At 48.0% G+C, this 25,221-nt stretch carries 28 protein-coding genes; 15 read left to right on the plus strand and 13 right to left on the minus strand.

Annotated elements, in window-relative coordinates:
• Window positions 1–469: 469 nt before the first annotated feature.
• Window positions 470–1,240, minus strand: coding sequence for a TSUP family transporter (locus ACFYU8_RS21805; RefSeq protein ID WP_390303285.1), 771 nt, complete (start codon window positions 1,238–1,240; stop codon window positions 470–472).
• 191 nt (window positions 1,241–1,431) lie between these two features.
• Between ACFYU8_RS21805 and ACFYU8_RS21810 the strand changes: the two genes are divergently transcribed.
• The 4 genes from ACFYU8_RS21810 to ACFYU8_RS21825 all read left to right on the plus strand — a co-directional run bounded on the left by ACFYU8_RS21810 (window position 1,432) and on the right by ACFYU8_RS21825 (window position 4,418).
• A complete protein-coding gene (locus ACFYU8_RS21810; protein ID WP_390303282.1) occupies window positions 1,432–2,040 on the plus strand; it encodes a superoxide dismutase in 609 nt (202 codons plus the stop codon).
• Window positions 2,041–2,214: 174 nt separating this feature from the next.
• Window positions 2,215–3,009: a dioxygenase family protein gene (locus ACFYU8_RS21815; RefSeq protein WP_390303279.1), complete on the plus strand. Its 795-nt coding sequence runs from the start codon at window positions 2,215–2,217 to the stop codon at window positions 3,007–3,009.
• The gene (locus ACFYU8_RS21820; RefSeq protein WP_390303276.1) at window positions 3,009–3,890 is read left to right on the plus strand and encodes an RNA polymerase sigma-70 factor; all 882 of its coding nucleotides are present in this window, start codon (window positions 3,009–3,011) and stop codon (window positions 3,888–3,890) included. Before ACFYU8_RS21815 ends, ACFYU8_RS21820 begins: the two co-directional genes overlap by 1 nt.
• 81 nt (window positions 3,891–3,971) lie before the next feature.
• Window positions 3,972–4,418 carry a carboxymuconolactone decarboxylase family protein gene (locus tag ACFYU8_RS21825; RefSeq protein WP_390303273.1) on the plus strand — a complete coding sequence of 149 codons (447 nt, stop codon included), beginning with the start codon at window positions 3,972–3,974 and terminating at the stop codon, window positions 4,416–4,418.
• Window positions 4,419–4,476: 58 nt separating this feature from the next.
• Here ACFYU8_RS21825 and ACFYU8_RS21830 read toward each other — a convergent pair whose 3' ends face one another.
• The gene (locus tag ACFYU8_RS21830) at window positions 4,477–5,022 is read right to left on the minus strand and encodes a pyridoxamine 5'-phosphate oxidase family protein (protein ID WP_390303270.1); all 546 of its coding nucleotides are present in this window, start codon (window positions 5,020–5,022) and stop codon (window positions 4,477–4,479) included.
• 140 nt (window positions 5,023–5,162) lie between these two features.
• Window positions 5,163–6,152, minus strand: coding sequence for a metal-dependent hydrolase (locus tag ACFYU8_RS21835; RefSeq protein WP_390303267.1), 990 nt, complete (start codon window positions 6,150–6,152; stop codon window positions 5,163–5,165).
• A gap of 159 nt (window positions 6,153–6,311) precedes the next feature.
• Between ACFYU8_RS21835 and ACFYU8_RS21840 the strand changes: the two genes are divergently transcribed.
• Together ACFYU8_RS21840 and mutY are read left to right on the plus strand one after the other, a co-directional pair.
• Complete coding sequence (locus tag ACFYU8_RS21840; protein ID WP_390303264.1) at window positions 6,312–6,602, plus strand: hypothetical protein; 291 nt, start codon at window positions 6,312–6,314, stop codon at window positions 6,600–6,602.
• Between the two features lie 21 nt (window positions 6,603–6,623).
• A complete protein-coding gene (gene mutY, locus ACFYU8_RS21845; protein ID WP_390303261.1) occupies window positions 6,624–7,730 on the plus strand; it encodes an A/G-specific adenine glycosylase in 1,107 nt (368 codons plus the stop codon).
• Window positions 7,731–7,770: 40 nt separating this feature from the next.
• Here mutY and ACFYU8_RS21850 read toward each other — a convergent pair whose 3' ends face one another.
• The 3 genes from ACFYU8_RS21850 to ACFYU8_RS21860 all read right to left on the minus strand — a co-directional run bounded on the left by ACFYU8_RS21850 (window position 7,771) and on the right by ACFYU8_RS21860 (window position 9,120).
• Window positions 7,771–8,547: a Cof-type HAD-IIB family hydrolase gene (locus ACFYU8_RS21850; protein WP_390303258.1), complete on the minus strand. Its 777-nt coding sequence runs from the start codon at window positions 8,545–8,547 to the stop codon at window positions 7,771–7,773.
• A gap of 119 nt (window positions 8,548–8,666) precedes the next feature.
• A complete protein-coding gene (locus ACFYU8_RS21855; protein WP_390303255.1) occupies window positions 8,667–8,825 on the minus strand; it encodes a YrzI family protein in 159 nt (52 codons plus the stop codon).
• 142 nt (window positions 8,826–8,967) lie between these two features.
• Window positions 8,968–9,120, minus strand: a complete 153-nt coding sequence (locus tag ACFYU8_RS21860) for a hypothetical protein (protein ID WP_390303252.1) — start codon at window positions 9,118–9,120, stop codon at window positions 8,968–8,970.
• 529 nt (window positions 9,121–9,649) lie between these two features.
• Between ACFYU8_RS21860 and ACFYU8_RS21865 the strand changes: the two genes are divergently transcribed.
• A complete protein-coding gene (locus ACFYU8_RS21865) occupies window positions 9,650–11,617 on the plus strand; it encodes a methyl-accepting chemotaxis protein (RefSeq protein WP_390303249.1) in 1,968 nt (655 codons plus the stop codon).
• Between the two features lie 49 nt (window positions 11,618–11,666).
• Here ACFYU8_RS21865 and ACFYU8_RS21870 read toward each other — a convergent pair whose 3' ends face one another.
• Window positions 11,667–11,891: a hypothetical protein gene (locus ACFYU8_RS21870; RefSeq protein ID WP_007729801.1), complete on the minus strand. Its 225-nt coding sequence runs from the start codon at window positions 11,889–11,891 to the stop codon at window positions 11,667–11,669.
• Between the two features lie 196 nt (window positions 11,892–12,087).
• On the opposite strand from ACFYU8_RS21870, the gene fabL reads away from it, so the two are divergent.
• The 7 genes from fabL to ACFYU8_RS21905 all read left to right on the plus strand — a co-directional run bounded on the left by fabL (window position 12,088) and on the right by ACFYU8_RS21905 (window position 19,168).
• Entirely contained in the window at window positions 12,088–12,846 is a 759-nt protein-coding gene (gene fabL, locus ACFYU8_RS21875) for an enoyl-[acyl-carrier-protein] reductase FabL (RefSeq protein WP_390303246.1), read from the plus strand.
• A gap of 118 nt (window positions 12,847–12,964) precedes the next feature.
• On the plus strand, window positions 12,965–13,378 hold the full coding sequence (locus tag ACFYU8_RS21880; protein WP_390303243.1) for a GNAT family N-acetyltransferase: 414 nt from the start codon (window positions 12,965–12,967) through the stop codon (window positions 13,376–13,378).
• A 48-nt stretch (window positions 13,379–13,426) separates the two neighbouring features.
• Window positions 13,427–13,963 (plus strand): DUF402 domain-containing protein, encoded by a 537-nt coding sequence (locus ACFYU8_RS21885; protein WP_106838375.1) that lies wholly within the window; start codon window positions 13,427–13,429, stop codon window positions 13,961–13,963.
• A gap of 57 nt (window positions 13,964–14,020) precedes the next feature.
• A complete protein-coding gene (locus tag ACFYU8_RS21890; protein WP_390303240.1) occupies window positions 14,021–15,802 on the plus strand; it encodes an ABC transporter ATP-binding protein in 1,782 nt (593 codons plus the stop codon).
• Window positions 15,803–15,826: 24 nt separating this feature from the next.
• Window positions 15,827–17,047 carry an MFS transporter gene (locus tag ACFYU8_RS21895; protein WP_390303237.1) on the plus strand — a complete coding sequence of 407 codons (1,221 nt, stop codon included), beginning with the start codon at window positions 15,827–15,829 and terminating at the stop codon, window positions 17,045–17,047.
• 116 nt (window positions 17,048–17,163) lie between these two features.
• Window positions 17,164–18,393, plus strand: a complete 1,230-nt coding sequence (locus ACFYU8_RS21900) for an MFS transporter (protein WP_390303234.1) — start codon at window positions 17,164–17,166, stop codon at window positions 18,391–18,393.
• Between the two features lie 232 nt (window positions 18,394–18,625).
• A complete protein-coding gene (locus ACFYU8_RS21905; protein WP_390303231.1) occupies window positions 18,626–19,168 on the plus strand; it encodes a flavodoxin family protein in 543 nt (180 codons plus the stop codon).
• A 64-nt stretch (window positions 19,169–19,232) separates the two neighbouring features.
• On the opposite strand, the gene ACFYU8_RS21910 is transcribed toward ACFYU8_RS21905, so the two are convergent.
• From ACFYU8_RS21910 to ACFYU8_RS21935, 6 genes are all read right to left on the minus strand, one after another.
• Window positions 19,233–19,655 carry a MoaF-related domain-containing protein gene (locus tag ACFYU8_RS21910; protein ID WP_390303228.1) on the minus strand — a complete coding sequence of 141 codons (423 nt, stop codon included), beginning with the start codon at window positions 19,653–19,655 and terminating at the stop codon, window positions 19,233–19,235.
• 180 nt (window positions 19,656–19,835) lie between these two features.
• Window positions 19,836–20,687: an NAD(P)-dependent oxidoreductase gene (locus ACFYU8_RS21915; RefSeq protein WP_390303225.1), complete on the minus strand. Its 852-nt coding sequence runs from the start codon at window positions 20,685–20,687 to the stop codon at window positions 19,836–19,838.
• Window positions 20,688–20,710: 23 nt separating this feature from the next.
• Window positions 20,711–21,526 carry a pyrroline-5-carboxylate reductase family protein gene (locus ACFYU8_RS21920; RefSeq protein WP_390303222.1) on the minus strand — a complete coding sequence of 272 codons (816 nt, stop codon included), beginning with the start codon at window positions 21,524–21,526 and terminating at the stop codon, window positions 20,711–20,713.
• Between the two features lie 96 nt (window positions 21,527–21,622).
• Window positions 21,623–22,303 carry a zinc metallopeptidase gene (locus ACFYU8_RS21925; protein WP_390303219.1) on the minus strand — a complete coding sequence of 227 codons (681 nt, stop codon included), beginning with the start codon at window positions 22,301–22,303 and terminating at the stop codon, window positions 21,623–21,625.
• 229 nt (window positions 22,304–22,532) lie between these two features.
• The gene (locus ACFYU8_RS21930) at window positions 22,533–22,673 is read right to left on the minus strand and encodes a hypothetical protein (protein WP_390303216.1); all 141 of its coding nucleotides are present in this window, start codon (window positions 22,671–22,673) and stop codon (window positions 22,533–22,535) included.
• A 79-nt stretch (window positions 22,674–22,752) separates the two neighbouring features.
• Window positions 22,753–24,039, minus strand: a complete 1,287-nt coding sequence (locus ACFYU8_RS21935) for a glutamate-1-semialdehyde 2,1-aminomutase (RefSeq protein WP_390303213.1) — start codon at window positions 24,037–24,039, stop codon at window positions 22,753–22,755.
• Window positions 24,040–24,304: 265 nt separating this feature from the next.
• On the opposite strand from ACFYU8_RS21935, the gene ACFYU8_RS21940 reads away from it, so the two are divergent.
• The gene (locus tag ACFYU8_RS21940) at window positions 24,305–25,147 is read left to right on the plus strand and encodes a protein phosphatase 2C domain-containing protein (RefSeq protein WP_390303210.1); all 843 of its coding nucleotides are present in this window, start codon (window positions 24,305–24,307) and stop codon (window positions 25,145–25,147) included.
• The last annotated feature ends 74 nt before the right edge of the window (window positions 25,148–25,221 follow it).

Genomic DNA, 25,221 nt, shown 5'->3' on the forward strand with positions numbered 1-25,221 from the left:
GTATTCGCTAATCAAAACGATGGAAGAGAGGGACTATCCGCGAGGAAACGCAAAAGTGGCAGCCGCTACGTAGTGAGGGCACGTTGCGTTTCTTTTGCCCGCTCATCCTTCTGCGAATGGTAGGACTCCACAAGTCGCTACGTCTGGAAATATTCTTCTCTGGCGTAACAGATGAGATTCTTCAATCTTTTAGGGCATTTAAAGATCGGGATTACACGGAAGGTTCGCAGAGGAAACAGGAGAAAACAGCGAAGATCTTAGGGACACCGACCGAGACGGATTGCAAAAAGCGAAACACGCTCTTAAGCGTCCACCTCTGAAAAACTTCTCGAATGGACTACTTTGGACGCGGTTTCGCTTTTTGCATGGAGTCGGGCAGTCAATCCCACAGTGGGTGGCCCTAGAAGCTGAGCGTTTTCTCCTGTTTCCTCCCCACTACTACAGCAACGCATACGTATGTCTATTTAAATCAAGCTGTAAAAATCAACTCATATACCATCTTCACAATCAAGGTAATGGATACGATCAAGAACAACGGACGAACATAACGTACTCCCGTTTTGATGGCCATTTTGGCACCGAGGTTAGCGCCCAACAGCATCGCGATCCCCATGATAAGACCAGTCATGAAGACCACCTTGCCCTCCATTGTGAAGACAAAAAGCGCAGAAATGTTACTGGCCAGATTCAAAATTCGACCATTGCCGGCTGCAATCACAAAATCATAGCCAAACAAAAGCACCATCAGAAAAACGAAGAACGAACCGGTTCCTGGCCCGAAAAATCCATCGTAAAATCCGATTAAAAAGGTAAAAGGAATCCCGAGGCCGAGCGTAAATTTGGTCAGCCCTTTGTAGTTGGAATCTTGACCGAAACGTTTGTTGAAAAGGGTGTAAACAAAAATGAGTGCCATCATAATAACGACAAGGAACTTCAAAAACTCCTGGGGAACGAACAGAACTGTTTTCGCTCCGAAATAGGCGCCGATCAGGGAGACAGGAAATAAGATCAGCATGAGCTTCTTGTCAAATTTACCGCTCTTGATAAAGGTGTAGGAGCTGGTGGCAGATGAGATCGTGCCAGCCAATTTGTTCGTACCAAGAGCAAGGTACGGTGGCATTCCTAGACCGAGTAGGGCGGGGAGGGAGATGAGTCCGCCTCCACCAACAGTACTGTCGATGAATGCTGCAATGAATCCAAATACGGCGAGAAGTACGATCGTTGATAAGTCGATTTCCACTAGTAATCACCTGATTCTCTTCGTTTGTAATAATCCAAGTCTAGCACGCTCCGTTTTGTTTTCAAGATAGAAATCTTTGAAATAATAAATAGATTAATATACTTTGCATACCGATTTGTTGAAAAACTGTTTGCCTTGCAGTATAATGAAGGCGTAAGCTTGACCTACATAATTTGAGGAGGAATGTTACAATGGCACATCAACTTCCTGCATTGCCTTATGCACACAACGCTTTGGAACCACATATCGACGCGCAAACCATGGAGATCCATCACGGACGCCACCATGCTACTTATGTTAACAACCTGAATGCAGCTCTGGAAGCACACGCTGACCTGCAAGGTAAAAGCATTGAAGAGCTCATCAGCAATCTGGATGCTCTGCCTGAGTCCATCCGCACTGCTGTTCGCAACAACGGTGGAGGACATGCTAACCATACACTGTTCTGGGAAATCATGAGCCCGAATGGCGGCGGCGCACCAACTGGTGAACTGGCTGACGCAATCAACGCGGCTTTCGGAAGCTTTGACAACTTCAAAGCAGAATTCGCAAAAGCAGCTACTACTCGTTTCGGTTCCGGATGGGCTTGGCTGACTGCAGAAGGCGGAAAAGTAGCAATCAGCTCTACTCCTAACCAAGACAGCCCAATCATGGAAGGTAAAAAACCTATCCTTGGTCTGGACGTTTGGGAGCATGCTTACTACCTGAACTACCAAAACAAACGCCCTGACTACATCGGCGCGTTCTGGAACGTTGTAAACTGGGATGAAGTTAGCAAGCGTTTCGCAGCAGCGAAGTAATTGCAGCCCTCCTTCTAAAAAAGGCTTGTCGTTCTTTATGAGCGGCAAGTCTTTTTTTTGTTAAGATGAAAGAAAAGCATCCCTTCCGTGTACGCTTGTATGAGCGGGGGATATAAGATATAATACTTACAAAAAGTAACTGAGTTAAAAAAGTATAGAGGAGTGTGTACACTTATGATGCCATCCTTTTTCATTGCACATGGTGCCCCGTTGCTTGCGATAGAAAACAATGCCTATACAGAAGTCTTGAATCAATTGCCGAATCTGCTTCCGCGTAAACCACGTGCCATCGTTATGTTTTCGGCCCACTGGGAAGCTTTTGAGCAAATGGTAGGAACGATGGATACTTTCCCGACGATTCATGATTTTGGCGGATTCCCGCAGGAACTGTACGAGATTGAGTACCCTGCCAAAGGAGAGCGGGAAATTGCGGATGAAGCGTTCCGGTTGCTTCAGGAAGCAGGTGTACCAGTTGCTTTAAACACGACTCGAGGGCTAGACCACGGACACTGGGTTATCCTGCGCCATATGTATCCAGATGCAGATATTCCTGTTGTTGCATTATCGGTTAATCCGAACCTGACCGTTACGGAGCAATATCAGATCGGCAAAGCACTCAGTCCGCTCCGTGAAAAAGACGTTCTGATCCTCGGCAGTGGCGGAACCGTTCACAATTTTTCCTATATGAACCTGAGCGAGTCCGACAGCGCTACTTTTGAGTGGGCGGTGCAATTCGAAGATTGGCTGCAAACCACATTGACTGACTGGAATGTAGAGGATCTCGCCAACTATCGTACACTTGCTCCCCATGCAGAGAAAGCTGTTCCCGCATATGGAACCGAGCATTTTGTTCCGCTCGTGTACGTCATGGGGGCAGCCGACAATGAACGTATAGCGAAGCGCCAGCATATGAGCATCCACTATGGAAGCCTCACTCACACCATTTGGCAGTTCGGTGATACGAAATAATGGCAGTGTACATGGAGGATGTTTATCGGGAGTATAAATCATTAATGTTTTCCCTTGCGTACCGGATGACTGGCTCGGTAACAGAAGCGGAGGACATTGTTCAGGATACGTTTCTTGCGTTGGCAGGTACCGACATCCAAGACATTCACCATGTAAAAAGCTATCTGTGCAAAGCGGTGACCAATCGCTGTCTGGACTTGTTAAAATCAGCACGTTGGAAGCGGGAGCAGTATGTAGGGGAATGGTTACCGGAGCCGATGGTAGACGCTTCGGCAACGAATGATCCGTTGCACACTGTGATTGCCGAAGAATCGGTCTCGTACGGCTTGCTTGTTTTGCTCGAGAATTTGTCGCCGCCGGAGCGGGCCGTCTATGTACTGCGAACGGCTCTCGACTACGAATACAGTGAGATTGCCGCGATGCTGGAAAAGACGGAAGCGGGCTGTCGCAAGCTGTTTAGCCGCGCCGGACAAAAGCTGAAAGACGCAGGGTATCAGGGGGCAGCTCCTCAGTCGAATCGTTCCACACGCTTGGTGGAACAGCTGATGCATGCGATCTCCAAGTCAGATGCGAAGGTATTGATCGGGCTCTTAACAAATGATTCCGTGCTTGTCAGCGATGGCGGCGGAAAAGTCAAAGCAGCGATTCGCCCGATCTTCTCAGACGAACGGATTGCTGCCTTCTGGCTAGGAGTATGGCCAAGGTGGACTTCGCATGCTACGGTGCAGATTCGCTCGATAAATGGTCAGGATGGAGTTCTCGTTTTCTCCGAAGGTAAGCTGAAAATGATCCTCCAGATCATGGTCAATGAGGAAGAAGATCGTATTAAGCACGTGTACATGATGGTCAATCCTGACAAGTTAGTACATCTGCAAAAATAAATTGGATTCTTTGTCACAAGAACGGAACATCACTCGTCTTTGAGGTTGAAAGCAAATTCGAGTGGAGAGGACAGATGAATCATGCAAGCTAGATTCAATTATCGTGCAGCAAATCCTGAGGCATATCAAACCATGCTCAAGCTGGAAAATTTCGTGAATGAGAGCGGCTTGGACAAAAAACTGATTGAGCTGATCAAAATTCGTGCTTCCCAAATCAACGGCTGCGCTTTTTGCATGGATATGCATACACAGGATGCGCGCAAGCTCGGTGAAACAGAGCAACGCATTTATTTAATCAGCTTATGGAGAGAATCTGCGGTTTACACAGAGGCAGAGCGGGCCGTCCTTGCTCTGACAGAAGCTGTCACTGTCATTACGGCTAATGGTGTTTCTGAAGAGCTCTATCAGCAGGTTCGCGAGCATTTTGACGAAAATCAGTACGTTGCCTTGATTATGGCGATCAATACGATCAATAGCTGGAACCGAATCGCGATTTCCACAGGAATGGGTGCTCCGTATAATAAGTAAGAATCAGTCAAAAAAAGACACGCCTCTCTTAAGAAAAAGAGCGTGTCTTTTTTCGTTGCTATACATCCATCTCGACTTTTCTGCCCGGATAGAACTGCTTCTCTTCAGAAAGGGGATTACCTTTGGCGGTCAGCACGGTGGGCGTAATCCGGAAGATGGCGGTTGTACTGCCCATCGAAGAACGATACTTAATGACATGCTGCAAAGGCAACGGTTCTGAATAGTAGCCGGGGACGTACTTGTCGATCATGGATTGCATCGCATCGCGCATCTCCTCAGGCTCAGAAACACGCTCAATTGTCCCGGAGATAAACACACTCATGTAAGCCGTATCGATATGGGCAGGCACAGGTGAGGCGATTGTGCCGTACTCCTCGCAAACACTGAAACATACGCGGTTGTTGCCATTGATCATCTCGATTTTTCTGCCAGAATCCGCGCCGTGAAAATAAATACAGCCATTCCACCAAGCAAAATTCAAAGGCAGGATGTACGGCTCGATTTCATTGGACAAGCCGAGATGGCCGACCTTTGCCACTTGCAAAAATTGGTCAATTTGCCCCTGATCTGTAATGGTACGCTTGGAATAACGAATTGGTATCATGTCAATCCCCCAGTCTGTCGTTGTTATTCTGATCGTAGTTGGGATTTGACTAGGAGAAAAGGTGCAATTTTGTCAAAAATGAACGGGTCAGATGACAAAAAATAACCGCCCTCTACTGGCAGGGGCGGTAGTCTCGTCGATTACGAGCGTTTTGAATCCAATTTTTTGGTAAGCTGTTCCTCTCCGCGATGGATCCAGCCGACGAAGGAATCACGGATGGTCAGATCAAAGTCGAGGTAGACCACGGCGACGAACATGTAATGACTTTTCCCTTGAAAACGGGAGCGGTAGCGCAGATCAATCCATTTGACCTCATAGCCAAAGGAGCGCTCCCTTGTTTCTACATGCACATGATGGGTAAAGGCGAGGAAGGATTGGACTTTGTAACTATTCTTGGCTGCCGCAATCCGCTCATTTTCCGGTTTGATGGAGAAGGTGTCCAGGATGACGACGTCCCCCGAAATGACTTCACCTACATACCAATGCTGGTCTGTCTTGGCGACGAAGGTCCAATACGTCCAGGAAAGAGTAGGGATGATGGTGAAGGTACCAGCTTTGCCGATTCGCTGACGAACCAGCTCGGTCGTGCGTCTTTGCGCCTGACAGCGCCAGTAGTAGTATCCGGCAATGATCACGTATATCCATAAAAAGACGTGCCCAGGATGCGCGCCTGCCGCCCATAGCATAAAGCCGACGAGATGAGCAGCGAAAATGAACGGATCAAAAATGAAAATGGCGTTAAGCGCCACCCATTTGTCACGAAACGGGTACAGGCCCTTTGTGCCATAGGAATTGAACAAGTCAACGAATACGTGTAAACAGACGGCCAGGAATATCCAGCCGAGCAAATGCAGCCAATGGGGCTGTGGCATTATGGCCTGGATGAGAACAAAAATGGCTCCGGTCCAGAGAAATAAAGCGGGAACCGAGTGAGAAACGCCTCGGTGGTTGCGAATGTAGGCAGCGGTACCACGAAGGCGGACTAAGCCATCTAGATCAGGTGCCTGCGAGCCAATGACCGTACCAATCATGACGGCCACTGCAAGTGACGGAGTAGAAGCTACGACAGGATCAAGGTAGGCGAGCCCGGCCAATCCAAAGCCCATGGCAAAATGTGTGGCTGTATCCATGGAATTGTTGTCTTCCTCCCTTCCTTCCACTTTTATTGTTTATTATAGCGTTTGCCTAAGATGAATTCTCGCCCCTTCTGAAAATATTTGTGAGCTTGTTCGTGTGGGGTGAGAAGGGTATGATGAAAGCGTTGAATCGTTAAAGGAGGAACATGTCGCATGCTAACGGTTTTCATTGAATACAAGCTGGATTCTGAAAAACGGAGTCACGCTCTGCGATTGCTCACCTCGATGGCTGAGCGAATGGAAGCGATGGGTGCACGTCAGTATCGCTCAATGGAGGGCTTAGATCAGCCCGGTCTGTTTGTCGAAGCGTTTGATGTCGAGACTGTTCAAGAGTATGAAGAGATCAAAGCAAACCGATTGGCAGACCAAGACTTTTGCGAGTGTGTTTCCGGCGGAGCTGCGAAACTGCATGTGTGGGCGTTTCGTCCCGCGGAACTGGGATGAAAAGGAGTAGAATAAAAGGAAATGGCTAGAAAAAAAGAAAGCTTGAAATATACACTCCCTGAACAATTTCATGTTTTTGGCTTTGCTCAGGATTTGCTGGCCTGGTACGACTCACAAAAGCGGGATTTGCCTTGGCGGATCAACAAAGACCCATATCGAATCTGGGTATCGGAGATCATGCTTCAGCAAACACGCGTAGAGACCGTTAAACCTTATTATGCGAATTTCATGGAAAAATTTCCGACGGTAAGTGATTTAGCACAAGCTCCCGAGGAAGATGTCTTAAAAGCGTGGGAAGGACTCGGCTATTACTCCCGCGCTCGCAATCTTCAAGCCGCAGCCCGTGAGGTAACGGTTCACTACGGAGGAGTAGTGCCGGATACACCAGAAGAGATTGCTACACTAAAAGGTGTGGGGCCATATACAGCAGGCGCCATTCTTAGCATCGCCTATGAAAAGGCTGAGCCAGCTGTGGATGGAAATGTTATGCGTGTCTTTTCACGTTTGCTGTATTTAACCGACGACATCGCCAAGCCTGCCACGAGAATCAAAATCGAGCATCTCGTCCGTCAGGTTATTCCGGCGGGGAGAGCGGGAGATTTCAATCAAGCATTAATGGAGCTAGGAGCGATGGTCTGTGTACCTCGCACTCCGCAATGCTTGACCTGTCCGGTGTTTGACTACTGTATGGCGCGTCAGGAGGGCGTGGCAGAAGAGCTGCCGGTCAAAGGCAAAGCCAAACCTCCGCGGCCTGTTGATCTGCAAGTAGGCGTTATCATTCGCGACGGCAAAGTGTTGATGAACAAGCGACCCGATCAGGGGCTTCTCGCCGGCATGTGGGAATTCCCTACGGTTGAAACTGAGCAGGAAAGTGATGCTGCCAAACAGGAGGCACTTGCAGTTGGTTTGCGTGAACGATTCGGAATCGATGTAGAAGTCATGCAGCCATTAGGTACGGTTCAGCATGTCTTCTCCCATTTGCAGTGGAACATGCAAATATGGTCCTGTGACTGGATCGAAGGGGACGAGCTCCCAGCTCATGCAAGATACGCGGCTTGGGAGGAATTAGATGCATATACCATCCCAATGGCGCATCAAAAAATTCGCGAGCTGTTGGGACAAAAATAATAACGATTAGGCAAAGCTGTCGAGCATTTCTCGGCAGCTTTTATTTCATTAGACCGATGTGACGCAAGCCGTGAGATATCCCGCCGTCATCGACGTGTCTCGTTACGTAATTGGCATGTGGCAACAAAGCTTCATGCGCATTACCCATCGCGATCCCCATTCCGACATAAGAGAGCATTTCTTTGTCATTCAGACCGTCTCCAAATGCAACTGCCTTGCTTGGTTCAAGACCGATATGCGAGAGGAGCGCTTCAATACCGAGCGCTTTTGAACCGCCTTTCGCAAAAACATCCATACAATACTCATGCCAGCGTATAAACGAGAGAGCGGGAATCTCTTCTCTGTACTGTTGTTCATGTGTATTTGGTGTAAACAACAGCGCTTGATAAATATTTTCAGAATGGGCAAAGTCCACATTTTGATCGGGGGAATCAAGCTTCAATTGCTGAAAGGTCCAATCCAGATAAGGATGCTGCTTATGGGTAGAAAAGCCCGCCGTACTGCCTTGAAACACGATGGGATGGTCGTGCTGGGCCGCGATCTGCTGCAATTGTTCGAGTGTTTTGGTTGGGATGGGACGATCATAAATGGTTTTTCCTTGATAGACGACATATGCGCCATTGCAACTGACATACGAGTCGATACCGCACTGCTGGGCAAGCTCGTCAAAATAATAATGAGCTCTACCAGTTGCTAAGACGACCTCGATCTTGTTGTTTTGCAGCTCTTGAATGGCTTCGAGTGTATCTGGTGGAATGATTTTCTCTTCTTTGACGAGTGTTCCATCAATGTCTAAAAAGACGATTTGATACTCCATGATTTCACTCCCCACTTTTCTCTTTGAATCCATTATAAAGCTTCGAGAGAGGGGAAGAGCAGTAGAAAATAAAAAGATCATGCCCCCGCAGACATGATCTTTGTAAACCCGTTTCTTTTTTATCGAATCAAAAACTCTGGAAATTGTGTGACGATCTGATGCTTTTGTTCTTCGATGCGTTTCAGCGTTTGCTGTTGCATGTATTTTGCTTCAATTTGCTTCGGTGTCAATTTCCGTTTCTCAATAATGATTGTGAAGAAAATCATTGGAATGTACATGAGTGTATCCCTCCCATCCCGTTAGTTTGGTGCAGTCAGCTACCATCTATCGCTTTGACTCCTGTAAACCTCATCATCTGACGCCGTTGTTTGTTTTTCATACCAAAATCCCTCCTGTAGTCACATAATCGTGTTTCGTCCATTAAATGCGGCTCACAAATTGTGCTGCTTCAAAAGCATGTTCGTCGGCGCGTTCTTCGAGATAGCGACAGCGAGCAGATTCTGCGAAAAGCTTCTCCGCTTGTTCTTTGTTGCGTTCAATCTTGACTGTGAAAAGCAAAAAGTTCAGTACCATTACCAATCACCCCCTTTCAAGGTAGAAAATGTTAATTGGTGAGAAAGAAAAAGACCACGGGCGAAAGCCTGCGGTCTTCTGGCAACAAAAACGGACATGCCGTTTTGAAGGACATAGAAAGACCACAAGCAACAACGCCTGTGGCCGGTATTAGACGAAATGGAAATGTTGAATAGTACGAATACTACTGGAATTCGTCGACCCAGGAGGCGCTGCTATATTCAGTTAGAACATTCACAAGACGATCAATAAGAACTGGATTTGGATTCATTGCTATCATCATCATTGTGCTGCCTCCTTTCTTTCCGTAGTAGTAGTGTGTGGAACGTACTCTTAGAATATGGCATTTTTTTCTTGTTGTAAAGCGATTTTTTACCTATTTTTAGAAGAAAGTATATTCTGAATATAATAAAAAATAATAAACAATAAACTTATGTGCAATTTTGTGAGCAAATGAAGGTTTATCATTAGGCATATAGCGGGTATCAATATAGGACAATCATGACACGCAGAAAGGTGATGCTAGCGAATGAAAACACCCAGACTCACTGTAAAATCCAAGCTAATCGCTACATTTTCCACGATATTAGTGGTCCCCATGCTTTTGCTCGGGTTGCTCTCTTATCAGAGTGCCAAGGCAGAGCTGTCAGATGAATTGCTTACGACTGCCTCTGAAAATGTTCGCCTGATAGACGCGCTTTTGAATCATACATTGCTGGAGCAATCAAGGAATGTGGAATGGATTGCTTCTGATATTGTACGCCAAGACATTTTGGAAGAGACCAAAATGGGCACGAAAAAGCAATTGCAGCGTTTTCTCGCGATGAACCCAGAGGTGAGTGAAGCGTATATCGGGGACGAGACTGGAGCCATGCTGACTGCGAGTGATTCAAAGCTTCCGGATGGATACGACCCGAGAAAAAGGGATTGGTACATAGCAGCCATGAAGCAGCCAGGGAAAAGCATCATTGTAGACCCGTACATTGATGCCATAACCGGAAAAGTCGTGTTGGGAATAGCGATGACCTTGCCAGATAAATCAGGTGTTCTGGGAATTGATATTCAACTGACAGCGTTGGACGCGACGGTCAAGCAAGCGAAAATCGGTACCCAAGGATATATGGCGATTTTGGATAAAAACCGAAAAATGCTGGTCAATCCAAATGGAGAGTCTGGTGTTGAGGTTGTAGAGTCTTGGGCGGATACTGTATATGCAGAAGAGTCAGGTCGTTTACAATTTCAGCACGATGGAAATCCCGTCCAAGCCGTATTTACAACTAATGAAAATACGGGCTGGAAGCTGGTAGGCGTGATCTATGAGAGTGAAGCAGTACAAGCAGCAAATCCGATTTTTTACACGATGCTCGTGATTATAATAGCGTCGCTGTTGGTAGCTAGCGGAGTCATTTACCTGATTTTGCGCTCCTTACTCCGGCCTTTGCGGATGTTGACAGAAGCAGCCGAAAAAATGAGCCAAGGCGATGTGACACAACAAGTAGATGTACGAAGTGACGATGAGTTGGGGACGTTGGGCAAAGCCTTCAATCATATGGCGGAATCTCTTCGTTCCTTGCTCCTTTCAGTAAGTGATTCCGTTCAGCAGTTGGCTTCTTCAGCAGAGCAGCTCTCAGCAAGCGCGGATCAGACAAGCAAAGCGACAGAACAGATCGCAGAGACCATGCAAGAAATGGCGGAGGGAACAGAGCAGCAAGTCTCCCATTCGCAAGAGGGTAACGCAGCGGTCGAACAAATGTCGGCAAGAATCGGTCAGATCGCAGAGCATACACAAAATGTATTCACCGCAGCTCAGCAATCATCGGACTTGGCAGTGACCGGAAACAAATCCATTCAATCGGCTGTGCTGCAAATGAACGCATCGAGCGAATCAATTCACAGTCTGGCAAAAGTCGTGGATAATCTGGGGACGCGTTCCCAAGAAATTGGAAACATTGTGGATGTGATCACTGCCATTGCAAACCAAACCAACCTGCTCGCACTCAATGCGGCAATCGAAGCGGCTAGAGCAGGGGAGTATGGACGTGGCTTTGCTGTGGTGGCCGATGAGGTACGCAAGCTGGCAGAGCAATCTGCAAGCTCGGCACAACAAATTAGTCAGCTGATCACCACGATTCAAGCGGAGACAAATCATGCTGTGATTGTCATGGATCAGAGCAAGCGTGATGTAACGGAAGGGATTGAAAAAGTGAACGAAGCTGGCCAGTCCTTCGAACAAATTCAGTCAGCCGTCAATGAAGTGGCAGAGAAAATCGGTCAGGTATCTGAAGCGACGCGTGATTTCTCCACAAGAGCACAGCAAGTGGTTGAGATCATTGGTCATATATCCGAGGTGACACTGCAAGCGTCTGATGGAACACAAAGTGTATCCGCAGCTGCCCAGGAGCAACTTGCCTCCATGGAAGAGATCGCTTCTTCTGCCGTTTCTCTCGAACACCTCGCGGAGGAATTGCAAAACCAGATCGGTAAATTCCGTATCTAAAAATAAGCCCGGTGCCGTGTTTACATACACGAGCAGCCGGGTTTTTTACTTAATCGTAAATAGGTGACGAGGAATGATCCCATCCCCCGCTGTCTCCATTCACTGGCCCACGGGATTCAAGCTCATGGATGACTTTGACGTGAAGAGAGGCTCCTTCTGCACTGAGGTAAGCTGCCAGTTGTGAAAAACTGTGATGGTAATAAAGCAGCTCATTCATTTCCCAATCAGCCAGTGGCACCATGGTTAATTCGGACAATTCCCGACCTATGTACACCCTGCCAATCCTCCTTTTGTGGTAGTGGTTTGCCTGATACCGCGAGCTTAGTATGGCTATAGTTGAGAGGATCAAGTCATGCCGGGATTTTTTCCGCAGGTAGAAAAAGCGCAGGTGGAGTTGTATAATGAAAAAGTGATTTTTACTTATTAGTACCTGCTATTAATAGTTGGTCAGTTTGGGAGGTAATCTTTTTATGAATACAACGAAAAAAGTAGCACTGGTAACTGGCGGAACGCGAGGGATCGGAAAAGCGATTGCGCTTCAATTGGCGGAACAGGGCTATGACCTGGTGCTGAACTATTTGCGTAACCGCACAGCGGCAAGAGAAGCGGCAGCAGAGCTGGAAGCAAAGGGTGCTCGTGTCCATCTGATCAAAGCCAATGTAGGGGATGTAGAAAAAATCAAAGAGTTGTTCGCAGAAATTGACCAGGAATTCGGTCGCTTGGATGTATTTGTGAACAATGCGGCATCGGGTGTTCTGCGTCCGCTGCTGGAGCTGGAGGAAAGCCATTGGGATTGGACCATGGAAATTAACAGCAAGGCGCTGTTGTTCTGTGCGCAAGAAGCGGCAAAACTAATGATCAAGGGCGGCAACGGAGGAAAAATCGTGAGCTTGTCCAGCCTTGGGTCTATTCGCGTTCTCGAGAACTATACAGCGGTTGGCGTATCGAAGGCAGCTGTAGAAGCGATTACTCGTTATTTGGCAGTCGAGCTCGCACCGCATAATATTGTTGTAAATGCTGTTTCTGGCGGAGCGGTGGATACGGATGCACTCAAGCATTTCCCGAATCGTGAAGAATTGCTTGGCAGTTCAGCAGAGCGTACGCCAGCAGGGCGCATTGTGGAGCCGGAAGATTTGGCGAATGCTGTCATGTTCTTGCTCTCCGACAAAGCGTGGATGGTTCGCGGACAAACATTGATTGTAGACGGCGGTATTTCTCTTTTGACATAATTATTTAATGTAGATGGAGTATGGAGTATGGAGTTGGAGACTTTGTGGTGTTGCGATACAAGACAAAGTTGTCCATGTGTTGTACAATAGAGGAAGAAGGTTACGAAGGAGGCAACACATGCTGATTCGTCCGTTTCGACTCGGTGACTATTCGGCTATCACACGTATTTGGCAGGAGACGGGGTTGGACAAATCGGACAAAGAGTCATTGAACGATTTGGCCCAGCATTTGGCTTGGGACAGCGATCTGGTAATGGTTGCAGAAATTGAAGGCAGAGTTGTAGGGGTCGTGGTTGGCACGATCGACGGAGCACGTGCCTATTTCTACCGATTGGCTGTACTTCCAGAGATGCAAGGCTCAGGTATTGGTCGCGAACTCGTTGAAGCAATTGAAAAGCGTTTCAAGCAACGAGGTGTCAATAACGTCTTGATCATGGTCAATCAATCAAATCCGGAAGTCCTTCCGTTTTACCTTTCACTTGGCTATGAAGTACAAAAATATGTTACACTTTCCAAAAAGCTCTCTTCTTAACGGAGGCTTGTCCCCATTCAAATAGAGAAGAGAAGAAAGGGGAGAGTCATGTCACCAACTCCGGGCTCCAATATCCGCATAGAAAGTTATAAACATGACCATTCGTTGCACCGCATATGGGACAAATCTACGTTGATTCATACCAGTGATGCGGTGGTGATTGGGGGAAATGATCGGGTCAAGGTGACAGAAGCAGACGGGCGGGAATGGCGTACGCGTGAACCGGCCATTTGTACATTTGGTAGAGGCCAGTGGTTCAATACCATTGCCATGATTCGTGATGACGGTATTTATTATTATTGCAACATTGGTTCGCCCTTTAGCATGAAGGGACAATTGCTCAGCTACATAGACTATGATCTCGACGTAAAAGTGTTTCCCGATATGACGTACTCGATTCTCGACGAAGAGGAGTTTCTTTTGCACAGCAAACAGATGAACTATCCTCCATTTGTTGTGGAAAGAGTGCAGACAGCATTGCGAGAGGTGCTGGATTGGGTAAGCGCGCGACGTGGCCCTTTTCAAAGCGGCTTTGTCCAACGTTGGTACGAGCGTTATCTTTTAGTACGAGATGATGAGGAATAATCCCTTTCCCGAATGACCGGGGGAGGGATTTCCTTGTTTGCAAAGGAGGTATGATGCTTGAGCATACGCCGTTACTTGGCATATGTCTGGCCCTATTGGAAACAAATCCTGGGCACCATATTCATTGGTATTATAAAATTTGCGATTCCACTTGCTCTGCCGCTTCTTATCAAATACGTCATTGATGACCTGCTCCCAAGTACGCTTCCTCAAGAGGAAAAGCTGAAACAGTTATTTTGGCTGATGCTCGGGGCGTTTTTGTTATTCACAGTCGTTCGCGCCCCTGTTGAGTACGTCCGGCAATACTATGCACAGTGGGTATCCAGCCGCATCCTGTTTGACATCCGCAATCAATTATTTTCTCATTTACAGCGACTGTCGATGCGCTACTACAACAATACCAAGACGGGTGAGGTCATCTCCCGCGTCATTAACGATGTGGAATCAACCAAAAGCTTCGTGGAAACGGGACTGATGAATCTCTGGCTGGACCTGATTACGATCGTCCTGACACTGGCGATCATGCTCTACATGGATGTGGAACTGACGCTTGTGGCGATTGTCGTTTTCCCTTTGTACAGTATTTCCGTCAAATTTTTCTACAAGCGCTTGCGTCAATTAACCAAGGATCGTTCTGCGGCACTGGCGCGTTTGCAAGGATATTTGTACGAACGCGTCAATGGGATGGCGCTCATCCGCAGCTTTGCCTTGGAGAAGCAGGAAAGCAAGGAATTCGCAAAGGAAAACAATCAGTTTTTGGATAAGGCACTGGCGCAAACACGCTGGAATGCGCGAACTTTTGCTGTAATTAATACGGTGACGGATATCGCACCGCTTCTGGTCATTGCCTATGCTGGCTACCAAGTGATTGGCGGGAGCATGAGCGTAGGGACGTTGGTTGCATTTTATGTTTATTTAGATCGCTTGTACACGCCGCTGCGACGTCTGGTCAATTCCAGCACGGTACTGACACAGGCAATTGCCTCGATGGACCGGATGTTTGAGTTTATCGATGAATCGTACGATATCGTTGACAAGCCAAACGCAGGGGAGCTGCCTGTAGACCTTGCAACCAAACGCATTCGTGGAGAAATCCGCTTTGAGAACGTGTCCTTCCGCTATCGGGAGGAGGGCCCTCTCGTCTTGAACAATGTGAATCTGAGCATCGCTTCTGGTGAAACGGTTGCGATTGTCGGGATGTCAGGCGGAGGAAAGTCTTCGCTGATCAGCTTGCTGCCGCGTTTTTGGGACGTGACAGAAGGGGAAATTACGATTGATGGCATCGATATCCGCGATGTGAAGCAGCAAAATTTGCGTCACCATATCGGGATGGTGCAGCAAGATAATATTTTGTTTAGTGAATCAGCAAAAGTGAATATTTTAATGGGCAATCCAGATGCAGATGACAGTGCTGTCCAAGCAGCTGCGAAGGCGGCAAATGCCCATGACTTTATTAGTGAATTACCAAATGGTTACGATACTGAGCTGGGGGAGCGCGGTGTGAAGCTCTCGGGCGGGCAAAAGCAGCGAATCGCGATTGCGCGTGTTTTTCTGCGTGATCCGGGTATTCTGATTCTGGATGAGGCGACGTCCGCACTCGACTTGGAATCTGAGCACACGATTCAGGAGTCGTTGTCCAGATTGGCAAAAGGAAGAACTACTCTCATCGTAGCCCATCGACTTTCGACGATTACCCATGCAGACAAAATCATTGTGATGAAAGAGGGACAAATCGTTGAGGAAGGTACGCACGAGCAATTGCTGGAGAAAAAGGGCGTATACTATGGCCTGTGGAGTGTGCAAGATTTAGGGAGTACATCCGACCCGCAACTGGGATAAGCAGATGGGATTGGAGGAAATCCGATGGAGATATGGCGCCGTAATTTATATGTACTCTGCGGATCGTTGTTTTTCGTCATGGTGGCGATGAGCATGATCATGCCTTTTTTACCGCTTTACATTCAGCAGGATTTCGGAATTGAAGACCCTCATCAGGTCACGGCTTGGGCGGGGATTATTTTTGGAGCCAACTTTTTGACGGCTGGTCTGGTCTCTCCTATCTGGGGAAATTTAGCGGATAAGCACGGGCGCAAGATCATGATTTTGCGCTCGGGATTTTTCATGTCCATTACGATGGCGCTGACCGGTTTTGCCGGAAGTCTGTGGCAGCTATTGGCTCTTCGTCTGCTCAATGGACTCGTTGGGGGAATCATCCCTGCCAGCACCGCATTAGTAGCATCATCTGTACCAAAAGAACGAATTGGCTGGGCAACAGGGTTGCTTCAGTCTTTTATTACGGCCGGAACCATTATGGGACCGCTATTTGGCGGTGTGCTTGCGGAGAAGATTGGCTTTCGGATGATTTTTGTGATTACCGGTTGCGTATTATTACTAGCTACCTTGGTCATTACGTTTATGGTAAAAGAGAATTTTGTTCCACCTGAAAAAAAGGAACGGTCGAGTCTGCGGCAAGATTTTCAGATGATCTTCTCTTCCAAAGAACTCCCGGCGCTCTTTTTTGTAACCGTAATGATCCAGTTTGCGTTGTTTAGCATTATCCCTGTGTTGCCGATCTACATTTCGCAATTGGTTGGATCAGAAGGGGCAAGGGTAGCGCTTTGGGCTGGAATTGTCCAAGCATGCATGGGGGTAGCAAACGTCTTTGCCTCACCACAGCTTGGGCGTTTAGGAGATCGGTTCGGTTCGCAAAAAGTGCTCTTGTTCTCGCTTTTGGCTGCTGCGATCATCTTTATTCCACAAGGCTTAGTACATACGGTATGGCAATTGGTCGCGCTCCGGTTTTTGTTAGGCTTGTCGCTGGGAGGATTGCTTCCATCCGTCAATGCTTTGCTACGACGAGCAACACCAGTGCATATGGTCAGTCGCGTCTATGGCTATAACAATAGCTTCGTCAGTATCGGTAGCATGCTCGGCCCGGTGATTGGCGGCTTTTTGGCAGGATATGTGAGCATTAGTGGAGTCTTTTACATGACGAGTGCTTTCTTGTTTATTAACGCAGGCTGGGTGTACTACAGTTTTTTCCGAAACAAATCTGTACAGCAGTCTGATTCTGGAATAGAATAAGAAGTAATTTTCGCGAAAAGAGGTGCACCTCCATTGTAATGGCGAGTCGGTGTGAATAACTTCATATTCCATCAGGACGTATAGGCTGGTCCTGAACCGACAGGAGGGTGTGCTTTATGTGGCATCGACGCTTTATTTGCCTCTGGGCGGGTCAGACATTGGCCAACCTTGGGGATGTATTTTATATTGTCTCGTTTATTTCGGTCATGTACGCTGCAACGGGCTCCGTCATGTACACGGCGTTTATACCGGTTGTCATCGTAGCTTCGCAGTCTGTGAGCAGCTTGTTGGCACCGTTGGTGTTTCAGCGATTGTCGTTGACGGGTATGCTCGTGCTGTCGCAGGGCTTGAAGACGATACTCTTGGCTATAGCGTCATTTGCTGTCGGCAGCGGTGTGGGAGAGCAGAGAGACTGGATCTGGCTGTTATTCGGATTGGGGTCAGCCATCGCCTTTATGGATGGTTGGGCAAACCCTGCGCGCAATGCCATGGTACCGCGCCTGGTAGGGCGAGAAGACCTCATGCGAGCGAATGGCTTGCTTGCCACCTCGGATCAAACCGTTCATTTTGCTGGCTGGGCCGCAGGCGGGCTACTCGTTTCTTGGTTGGGAGCGAATGTTGTTCTGTGGGGAACCGTTGGTGCCTATGTAGTGGCAACGATCGCGATGACAGGCATTGCACCGGCAAGCGAAAACCTGCGTGAAGAAACAGCAGCTAAGGCGACAACAAATTGGCTCACTGGATGGAAAATGATTCGCGACGTGCCTGTCCTGCGACTGCTGATCGCGATGGATGTCGTGATCGGCTTGTCTGGTGGTGTGTGGGTCGCTGCGATTATGCTGCCATTTGTCCTCGATGTGCTTGGACAAGGAGAAGAATGGTGGGGCTACATCAATGCCGGTTATATGCTTGGAGCCATTGGCGGTGGGACACTGCTGTTGATGTATGCGGAGCGGATGCGTCGCCATTTATTTCGCTGGATTGTCTGCGGTACAATTGGTGTCGGATTCTTCACCTTTTGTTTTGGCAGTAGTACAAACGCTCTGGGGGCACTGTTGTTTTCCTTTGCGCTGGGCCCGTTTTTGGAAATGGTGCAAGTAAGCAAGCAGACACTTTTGCAGCAAGCGACAGAAGAATCAGCACTGCCCTATGTCATGTCAGCAAAGGGGACGATTGATTTACTCGTTTTTGGCGCTTCTGCCTTGGCGATGGGGGCTATCGCTGAATGGCAGGGAGTCCGGGCTGTTTATTATGTATCTGCTGGGTTGTTACTTGTCGCTTTCCTTTTGTCGCTGCGCTTGCAAAAAAAGCAGACGGAGCATACGAGCGGGGCTTCCTTCACTTAAAATACTAGCAGGCTGTCTTATCCGTAGAATTTTTCTACTGGTAAGGCAGCCTTTTTTGGTCATATACAAACGAAGCTGGGCGATATGGACAGGCTGACGCATTCTGTGACAAAACTGGTTAAAATGATCCGACAGTTTGAAACGTTGGTGAAGCATTTTAAGGTTTGAGTAAGCCTGATTTTCTCACTACAATGGAGAGGAGCATAAAAAAGAAGCAAGGATGGATGAGCACATGAACATTCTCGTTTTGCACGGAAGCTCAAGAAATGCAGGAAACACGGAGCAATTGACCAATTTGGCATTGGAAGGGGTGCCGCATACCAGCATCCGGTTGCGAGAGAAAAACATTCGCCCGATTCACGACCAAAGGCATGACGAGGGAGGCTTCGATGCAGTCGCGGATGATTACGATAAAGTGACAGAAGCAGTGCTCGCCCATGATTTTCTTATTTTCTCTACGCCGATCTATTGGTACGGTATGTCCGGTCATATGAAAAACTATGTGGATCGCTGGTCGCAGAGCTTGCGTGATAAGCGCTATTCCTTCAAGGAGTCTCTCGGGCAAAAGCAGGCGTATGTCATTACGACTGGAGGAGACCAACCCAGATTGAAGGGGCTGCCACTGATTCAGCAGTTTCAGTATGTCTTTTCTTTTGTAGGAATGCCATTTGCGGGCTATATCATCGGGGAAGGCAACAAACCTGGTGATGTATTGTCAGATCTACGGGCACTAGAGGAAGCGAAGATTTTTAATGATTGGTTAAAAGCCAAATAATAGCGTATCGTACGACAAAAGACCGGAAGCAATTCCGGTCTTTCGCTATGTCATCTTTAGCGGATTATGAGGGAAAGCTATCTAGTTCGGTTATGGTACCAGAATGGAATAGACTTTTCCGAACACCCTTTTCATCATAGGTATAATGGGTATAGACCAGCATCCTATTAAAATCCGCAATTTGGCTGACGGTGTAGACTTCTTCCAACCAATACATAAAATATACGCAAGGAGCTATCTCCACGTAGTTGAATGTATAGTAACCATTGAATCCTTTATGCGGTCCAGCAATCCCTTCATCATGCCGATGAGTGGCGTCAAAGAAATGAATGATAAATACATTGCCATCTTGATAATCGTAGCGAAAGGTCTTACCAGCGTATACAGGGAGTAGATGACTGTATTGTACATACTGAAAATTTGGATGATAAGGATAGGGAAGCGACAAAGGATAACCCATATTGGGAAAATACGTTGGGTGATGCATACAATACTCCTCCTTTTCTAAGCAATATATGTAAAACATAGGTGCATGCTCTGCGTGGAATGCCCAATTAAACTAACGGGCTTCATTCGTTTAATTAAAAACAGCGGCCAGTCTAAGACTCTATTTTTAGGTCTTAGGAAGCCGCTGTTTCATTTATGAGGGTCAGTCTAAACACGAAACCTATTTTCCACCGAGATGACGCAGGATCGCCATCAAATCCAGTTCTCCCAATCCTTCTTCTAACGCATGACGATAAGTCGCATTTACGGACTCAGCGAGTGGCGTAGAAACACCTGCTTCATGCGCTAGTCGAAGGTCCTTGGCCATGTGCTTCAGGGCAAAGGCAGCCGGATAGTCATCAGCGAGAATCGAGGCCGCTTTTCCGCGAATGAGAGGGGTACCCACGGCACTTTCGGAAATGATGTCCAGCATTTGCTCTGTACCGATACCGAGTGAGCGAGCGAACAGCAGTGTCTCAGAGACACCTTGTACCGTAATGCCAAGCAACAGATTGATCGCCAGTTTGGCAGACGTACCCGCACCGTTTTGCCCCAAATAAAAGGCTGCTTTGCCCAGCTTGTCCAGCAGCGGCTTGGCTACCTCAAAATCTGTCTGCTCGCCGCCTACCATGATGACGAGCTTCCCTTCTTTTGCAGGTCCTACACTGCCAGAGACGGGCGCATCGAGAAAGCGCAGTCCGGCTTGTTTGGCTTGCTCTGCGATAAAACGGGAAGTATCCGGTGAAATGGTGCTCATGTCCACCGCCAGCTTACCTTGCACGGGAAGACTCAAGAGACCATCTGAGCCCGAATAGATTGCTTTTACAGCATCATCGTCACTTACCATGGTGAACAGTACATCGCTTTGTGCTACCAGCTCGGACAAAGTCGCAGTCTCTTGCGCACCCAATGCCACCAATGGTGCAGCTTTTCCCAGTGTACGATTCCAGACGCGTACGTCGTAGCCTGCAGCCAGCAGATTGCTAGCCATTGGAATGCCCATGTTTCCCAAACCAATCCAACCGATGATCATCGTCTTGTACTCCAATCCGCGATTTATGCTTTTATTTGTTGTTGGACAAGTATCTTCAAAGCAGCGTGTTTGGATTCTGTCATCGCAAACAACTCGTCAAATCCAGAAGGAAGAGTCTTGTCAAGAACGCGCAAGCCTTCCTCGGTAATGCCACCTTTGGTTGCAACACGCTCGATCAACTGGTCGAAGCTAAGCTGTTCGTTTTTCAGCAAAAGAGCGGTTCCCAGCATCGTTTCCACCAGCATGCTTCTGGCAGTATCTAGGTCAAGCTCTGGTGTTTTGCGTACGGCTGCCTGCGCGAACGAATCAAGAATGCCTGCCATCAGTCCTGGTGCGCTGCTGGTGAGGATCGTCGCTGTTTCGATCTCGACCTCGGGTACTTCCTGTGATTGACTAATGGAAGATAGGAGAGTGAGAAGCTCATTGCGATCCTCTGCACTGGTTCTTTTGCTGCAAGTAAATAACGATACACCATGCAGCTCTTGTGAAGTGACTGTAGGAATTACCTTGCTCACGGCACCAGCGTGGACGGTCTCCAAATCATCGATGCCAACACCTGCTGCCACAGAAATGATATGTACACTTGCAGGGATAGACAGCTCCCGCAAAACAGGCAAGATATCCAGCGGCTTTGTGCAGAGAAAGACCAGATTTGCCTGGTCGCACACCTCTTGCGCACTTTCGGCTATGAGAATTCCATGTGATGCTTGCAGATTTTCGGCTTTTTCTCTTGTTCGATTGAAGACGGTTATATGCTCGGGTTGGATCACACCGCTTTTACAGAGTGATTTCACCAGCATTTGTCCCATACTGCCTAATCCAATGATTCCAATTCGCATGTGCAAAACCCCCCGCCTAATTGTAACGTAGCCTCATGAAAAAAGGTACAGCCTCCCATGTAAGAGAGCTGTACCTTTGCAGTTTCATTTAACGGATTAGTCGTCAGAGCTTCGGAAGATCATGATGTATTTCGCCAACTCGAGGACAGAGATCAGAGCGGCAGCTACGTACGTCAGAGCGGCTGCGCCCAGTACTTTGCTTGCGCCACGCTCTTCTTCATTGCGGATGAAGCCCATTTTGAGCATCAGTTCTTTCGCACGGCTACTTGCGTTAAACTCGACAGGCAGTGTGACGAGCTGGAAGGCAACCGCACCGGAGAAGAAGATGATCCCGATGAGCAAGAGTCCAGCCATTTTAAAGAAGAATCCAGCCAACAGCAGCAAGGGAGCTATACCGGACACTATGTTGACTACTGGGAAAATACGATGACGTGCTACCAGCATCGGGTACGAGACCTTGTGCTGAATCGCATGACCGACCTCGTGACAAGCAACGGACAGAGAGGCAATCGAGTTGCCAAGGTATACAGGATCAGACAGGCGTACGACACGGTCAGTCGGGTCGTAGTGGTCAGTCAATGTACCTGGGATATGTTGAACAGGAACGTTCGTCAAGCCGTTGGCATCGAGCATGCGGCGGGCGGCCTCTGCACCGGTAAGACCGGAGGAGGTAGGAACTTCGGCGAATTTGTTAAAAGTCCCTTTCACGCGAAACTGTGCCCAGAGCGACAGTCCGAATGCAATCAGAATCAGAAAATCCATAGGATGGAAAAACATTCCACACTCACTCCTCGTTGTAATCTATGAAAACGAATTGTTGCTAAGCCATTCATGTAAACCTTACTACTTCATTCTGTCCCATATTCATGTATACGAATAAGTCCTACGACAGTTTCACTATTTTATTGTACAATCTCTGACCAATATTGACAATGTCGCTGCTTGCGAAAAAAAACAGACACATTCCTCATCATCATGATTGGGAATGTGTCTGTTTTCATGATTTTTATCTGTCGTGATTTTGTGTTTTGTGATGCTCGGTTTTTCGCGGTTTTTGAAAGCCAGTCACTTCGAGCATTTTACTGCTCATTTTGGAATCCAACGTTTTTTCAGGAGCCTGCGGATATGATTTTTCACCTTTGGACACCGGAATATCCTCCTCGAAAACATAATCGCCAACAGGCTTATTATTTCCTCGGGCGGATGCGAATGGACATGGGAATGGTTTACAGTTGAGAAAAGGCGCGGTCTACTGCAGCGATGGTGTTTTGAATGTCTTCTTCTGTATGAGCTGTAGTCACGAACCAAGCTTCATATTTGGATGGTGCCAGGCATACACCCTCATTCAGCATCAGCTGGAAGAAGCGGGCAAAAATTTCTCCGTTCGCTTTCTGAGCTGCATCATAATCGGAAACAGGCTCGTCCGTGAAGTAAACAGCCAATGCCCCTTTTACACGATTGAGCTGGATGGTTACGCCGTGTTTGTTTGCGGCTTCGATGATTCCGTTCGCAAGCATGGAGCCCAATCGTTCGAATTCATCGTACACGCCCGGCTGCTTCAATACTTCCAGGCAGGCAATTCCCGCACGGATGGAGGCAGGATTACCAGCCATTGTTCCCGCTTGATACGCCGGTCCGAGTGGGGCGACTTGCTCCATGATTTCCCGACGACCGCCATAAGCGCCGATTGGCAGGCCGCCACCGATAATTTTGCCCAATGCTGTCAGATCAGGCTCGACTCCGAGGAGGTCTTGTGCTCCGCCATAGCAGAAGCGGAAGGCCGTAATGACTTCATCGTAAACGACAAGTGCGCCTGCTTCGTGCGTGATGCGGTTAACCTCTTCCAGGAAGCCTGGCTCAGGTGCTACGATACCGAAATTGCCGACAATCGGCTCAACGAGGACGCAAGCCGTTTCGCTTCCCCATTTGCTCATAGCTTCTGCGAATGCTTCTACATTATTAAAAGGTACTGTAATGACTTCGCTGGCAATGCTCTGTGGAATACCCGCACTGTCTGGAATCCCTAGGGTGGATGGCCCAGAGCCAGCAGCAACGAGCACCAAATCAGAGTGGCCGTGGTAGCAGCCCGCGAATTTGATGATTTTGACACGACCAGTATAGGCGCGTGCTACACGAATGCAGGTCATGACTGCTTCTGTACCGGAGTTGTTGAACCTGATGCGTTCCATCGAAGGGATCGCTTCACGGATCATATTTGCGAAGGTAATTTCCCATGGAGTCGGAGTACCGTATAGGGTTCCGTTGGTAGCTGCTTCACAAATCGCTTTGGTCACATGTGGATGTGCATGACCGGTAATGATTGGTCCATATGCTGCTAAATAGTCAATATATCGATTGCCGTCCACGTCCCAGAAATACGCGCCCTGGGCACGTTCCATCGTTACGGGCGCTCCCCCTCCTACAGCCTTAAAAGAGCGGGAAGGGCTGTTTACCCCACCTAGAATGACGTCGAGCGCTTGCTCGTGCAGTTGCGCGGATCGTTCACGTTTCATGCGTATTCCCTCTTTTCTTTTTGATCGTTAAGGAATTTATAGAATAAATTCCGGAGCGCATGGAAACTTTCCGCTAAAACGCGGTCGCTCCTCCATGAATTGGCCTCGATCAAGGTTTTCTTAACAACCTCTTTTGGAAAAAGTCCTTCATTATCTTACCACAGCTGTTCAACTGCTGGATATGAACGGAGAGCTATAGATGAAGAAAAGGAAAGATGATACAATTTTCAAGCAAATCACTACATGAGAGAAGGCGGGAGTCATCATGAAACTTGAGTGCATCTCCATGAAAGGTAGCGGCAAAAGCAATGAGGACACCTATGTGATTCAGCAGGCAAAGCATGTGTATGCGGTCATCGACGGCATTACGTCACTGATCCCGTATGAGAACACAGCAGGACAGACAGGCGGAACGCTCGCGGCTGAACTCGTCAAAAAGCAGCTTGAGGATATACCAGAGGACGCAGCTTTGCACAATTATTTGGAGACGATAAACGAGGTGCTGCGGGAGCAAATGCGTAAAAGTGGTATCCAGCTTGAGCAGAAGGAAGTTTTGTGGGGGACCGCCTGTGCAGTTGTCCGTGTAGGGGATGCCCATATCGAGTACGCGCAGTTGGGAGATTGCATGATATTTGCCGTTTATGAGGATGATACCGTACGTCCCCTGACGCACACGCAGGTCAGTCATTTGGAGCAGGCAGCCTTGGCAAAATGGGAAGAAGGAATTAATGAAGGCTTGTGTACCCGAGATGAGCTGCACGAACGATGTATGGACATCCTGATTCATAACCGCTATCAGGCGAATGGACCAGGAGGCTACGGTGTGTTGAACGGTGAACCAGCTTGTACGGATTTTATGGAGTATGGTCGGATAAATCGGGTCGACTTGAAGGCACTAGTGCTTGTAACAGACGGTCTTTTTATGCCGCGAGCTTTAGGTGGAGCACAGCCGAAGTGGGAAGAGACGGTGCTACCTATCGTACATAAAGGGCTGCAACGTTATACAGACGAGCTCATTGCTCTGGAAAACAGCGATCCCGAATGCATCCGCTATGTCCGCTTCAAAAAGTCCGACGACAAAACGGGAATGATCCTTTATCTTCACTAACAGTTTGGTGCAGTTTGCCTTTTGCACAATTCGATTGGCTCATATACACTACAGATGGAATTCAAGCGAAGAAA

The organism is Brevibacillus sp. NPDC003359 (genome assembly GCF_042878995.1).
GTDB lineage: Bacteria > Bacillota > Bacilli > Brevibacillales > Brevibacillaceae > Brevibacillus.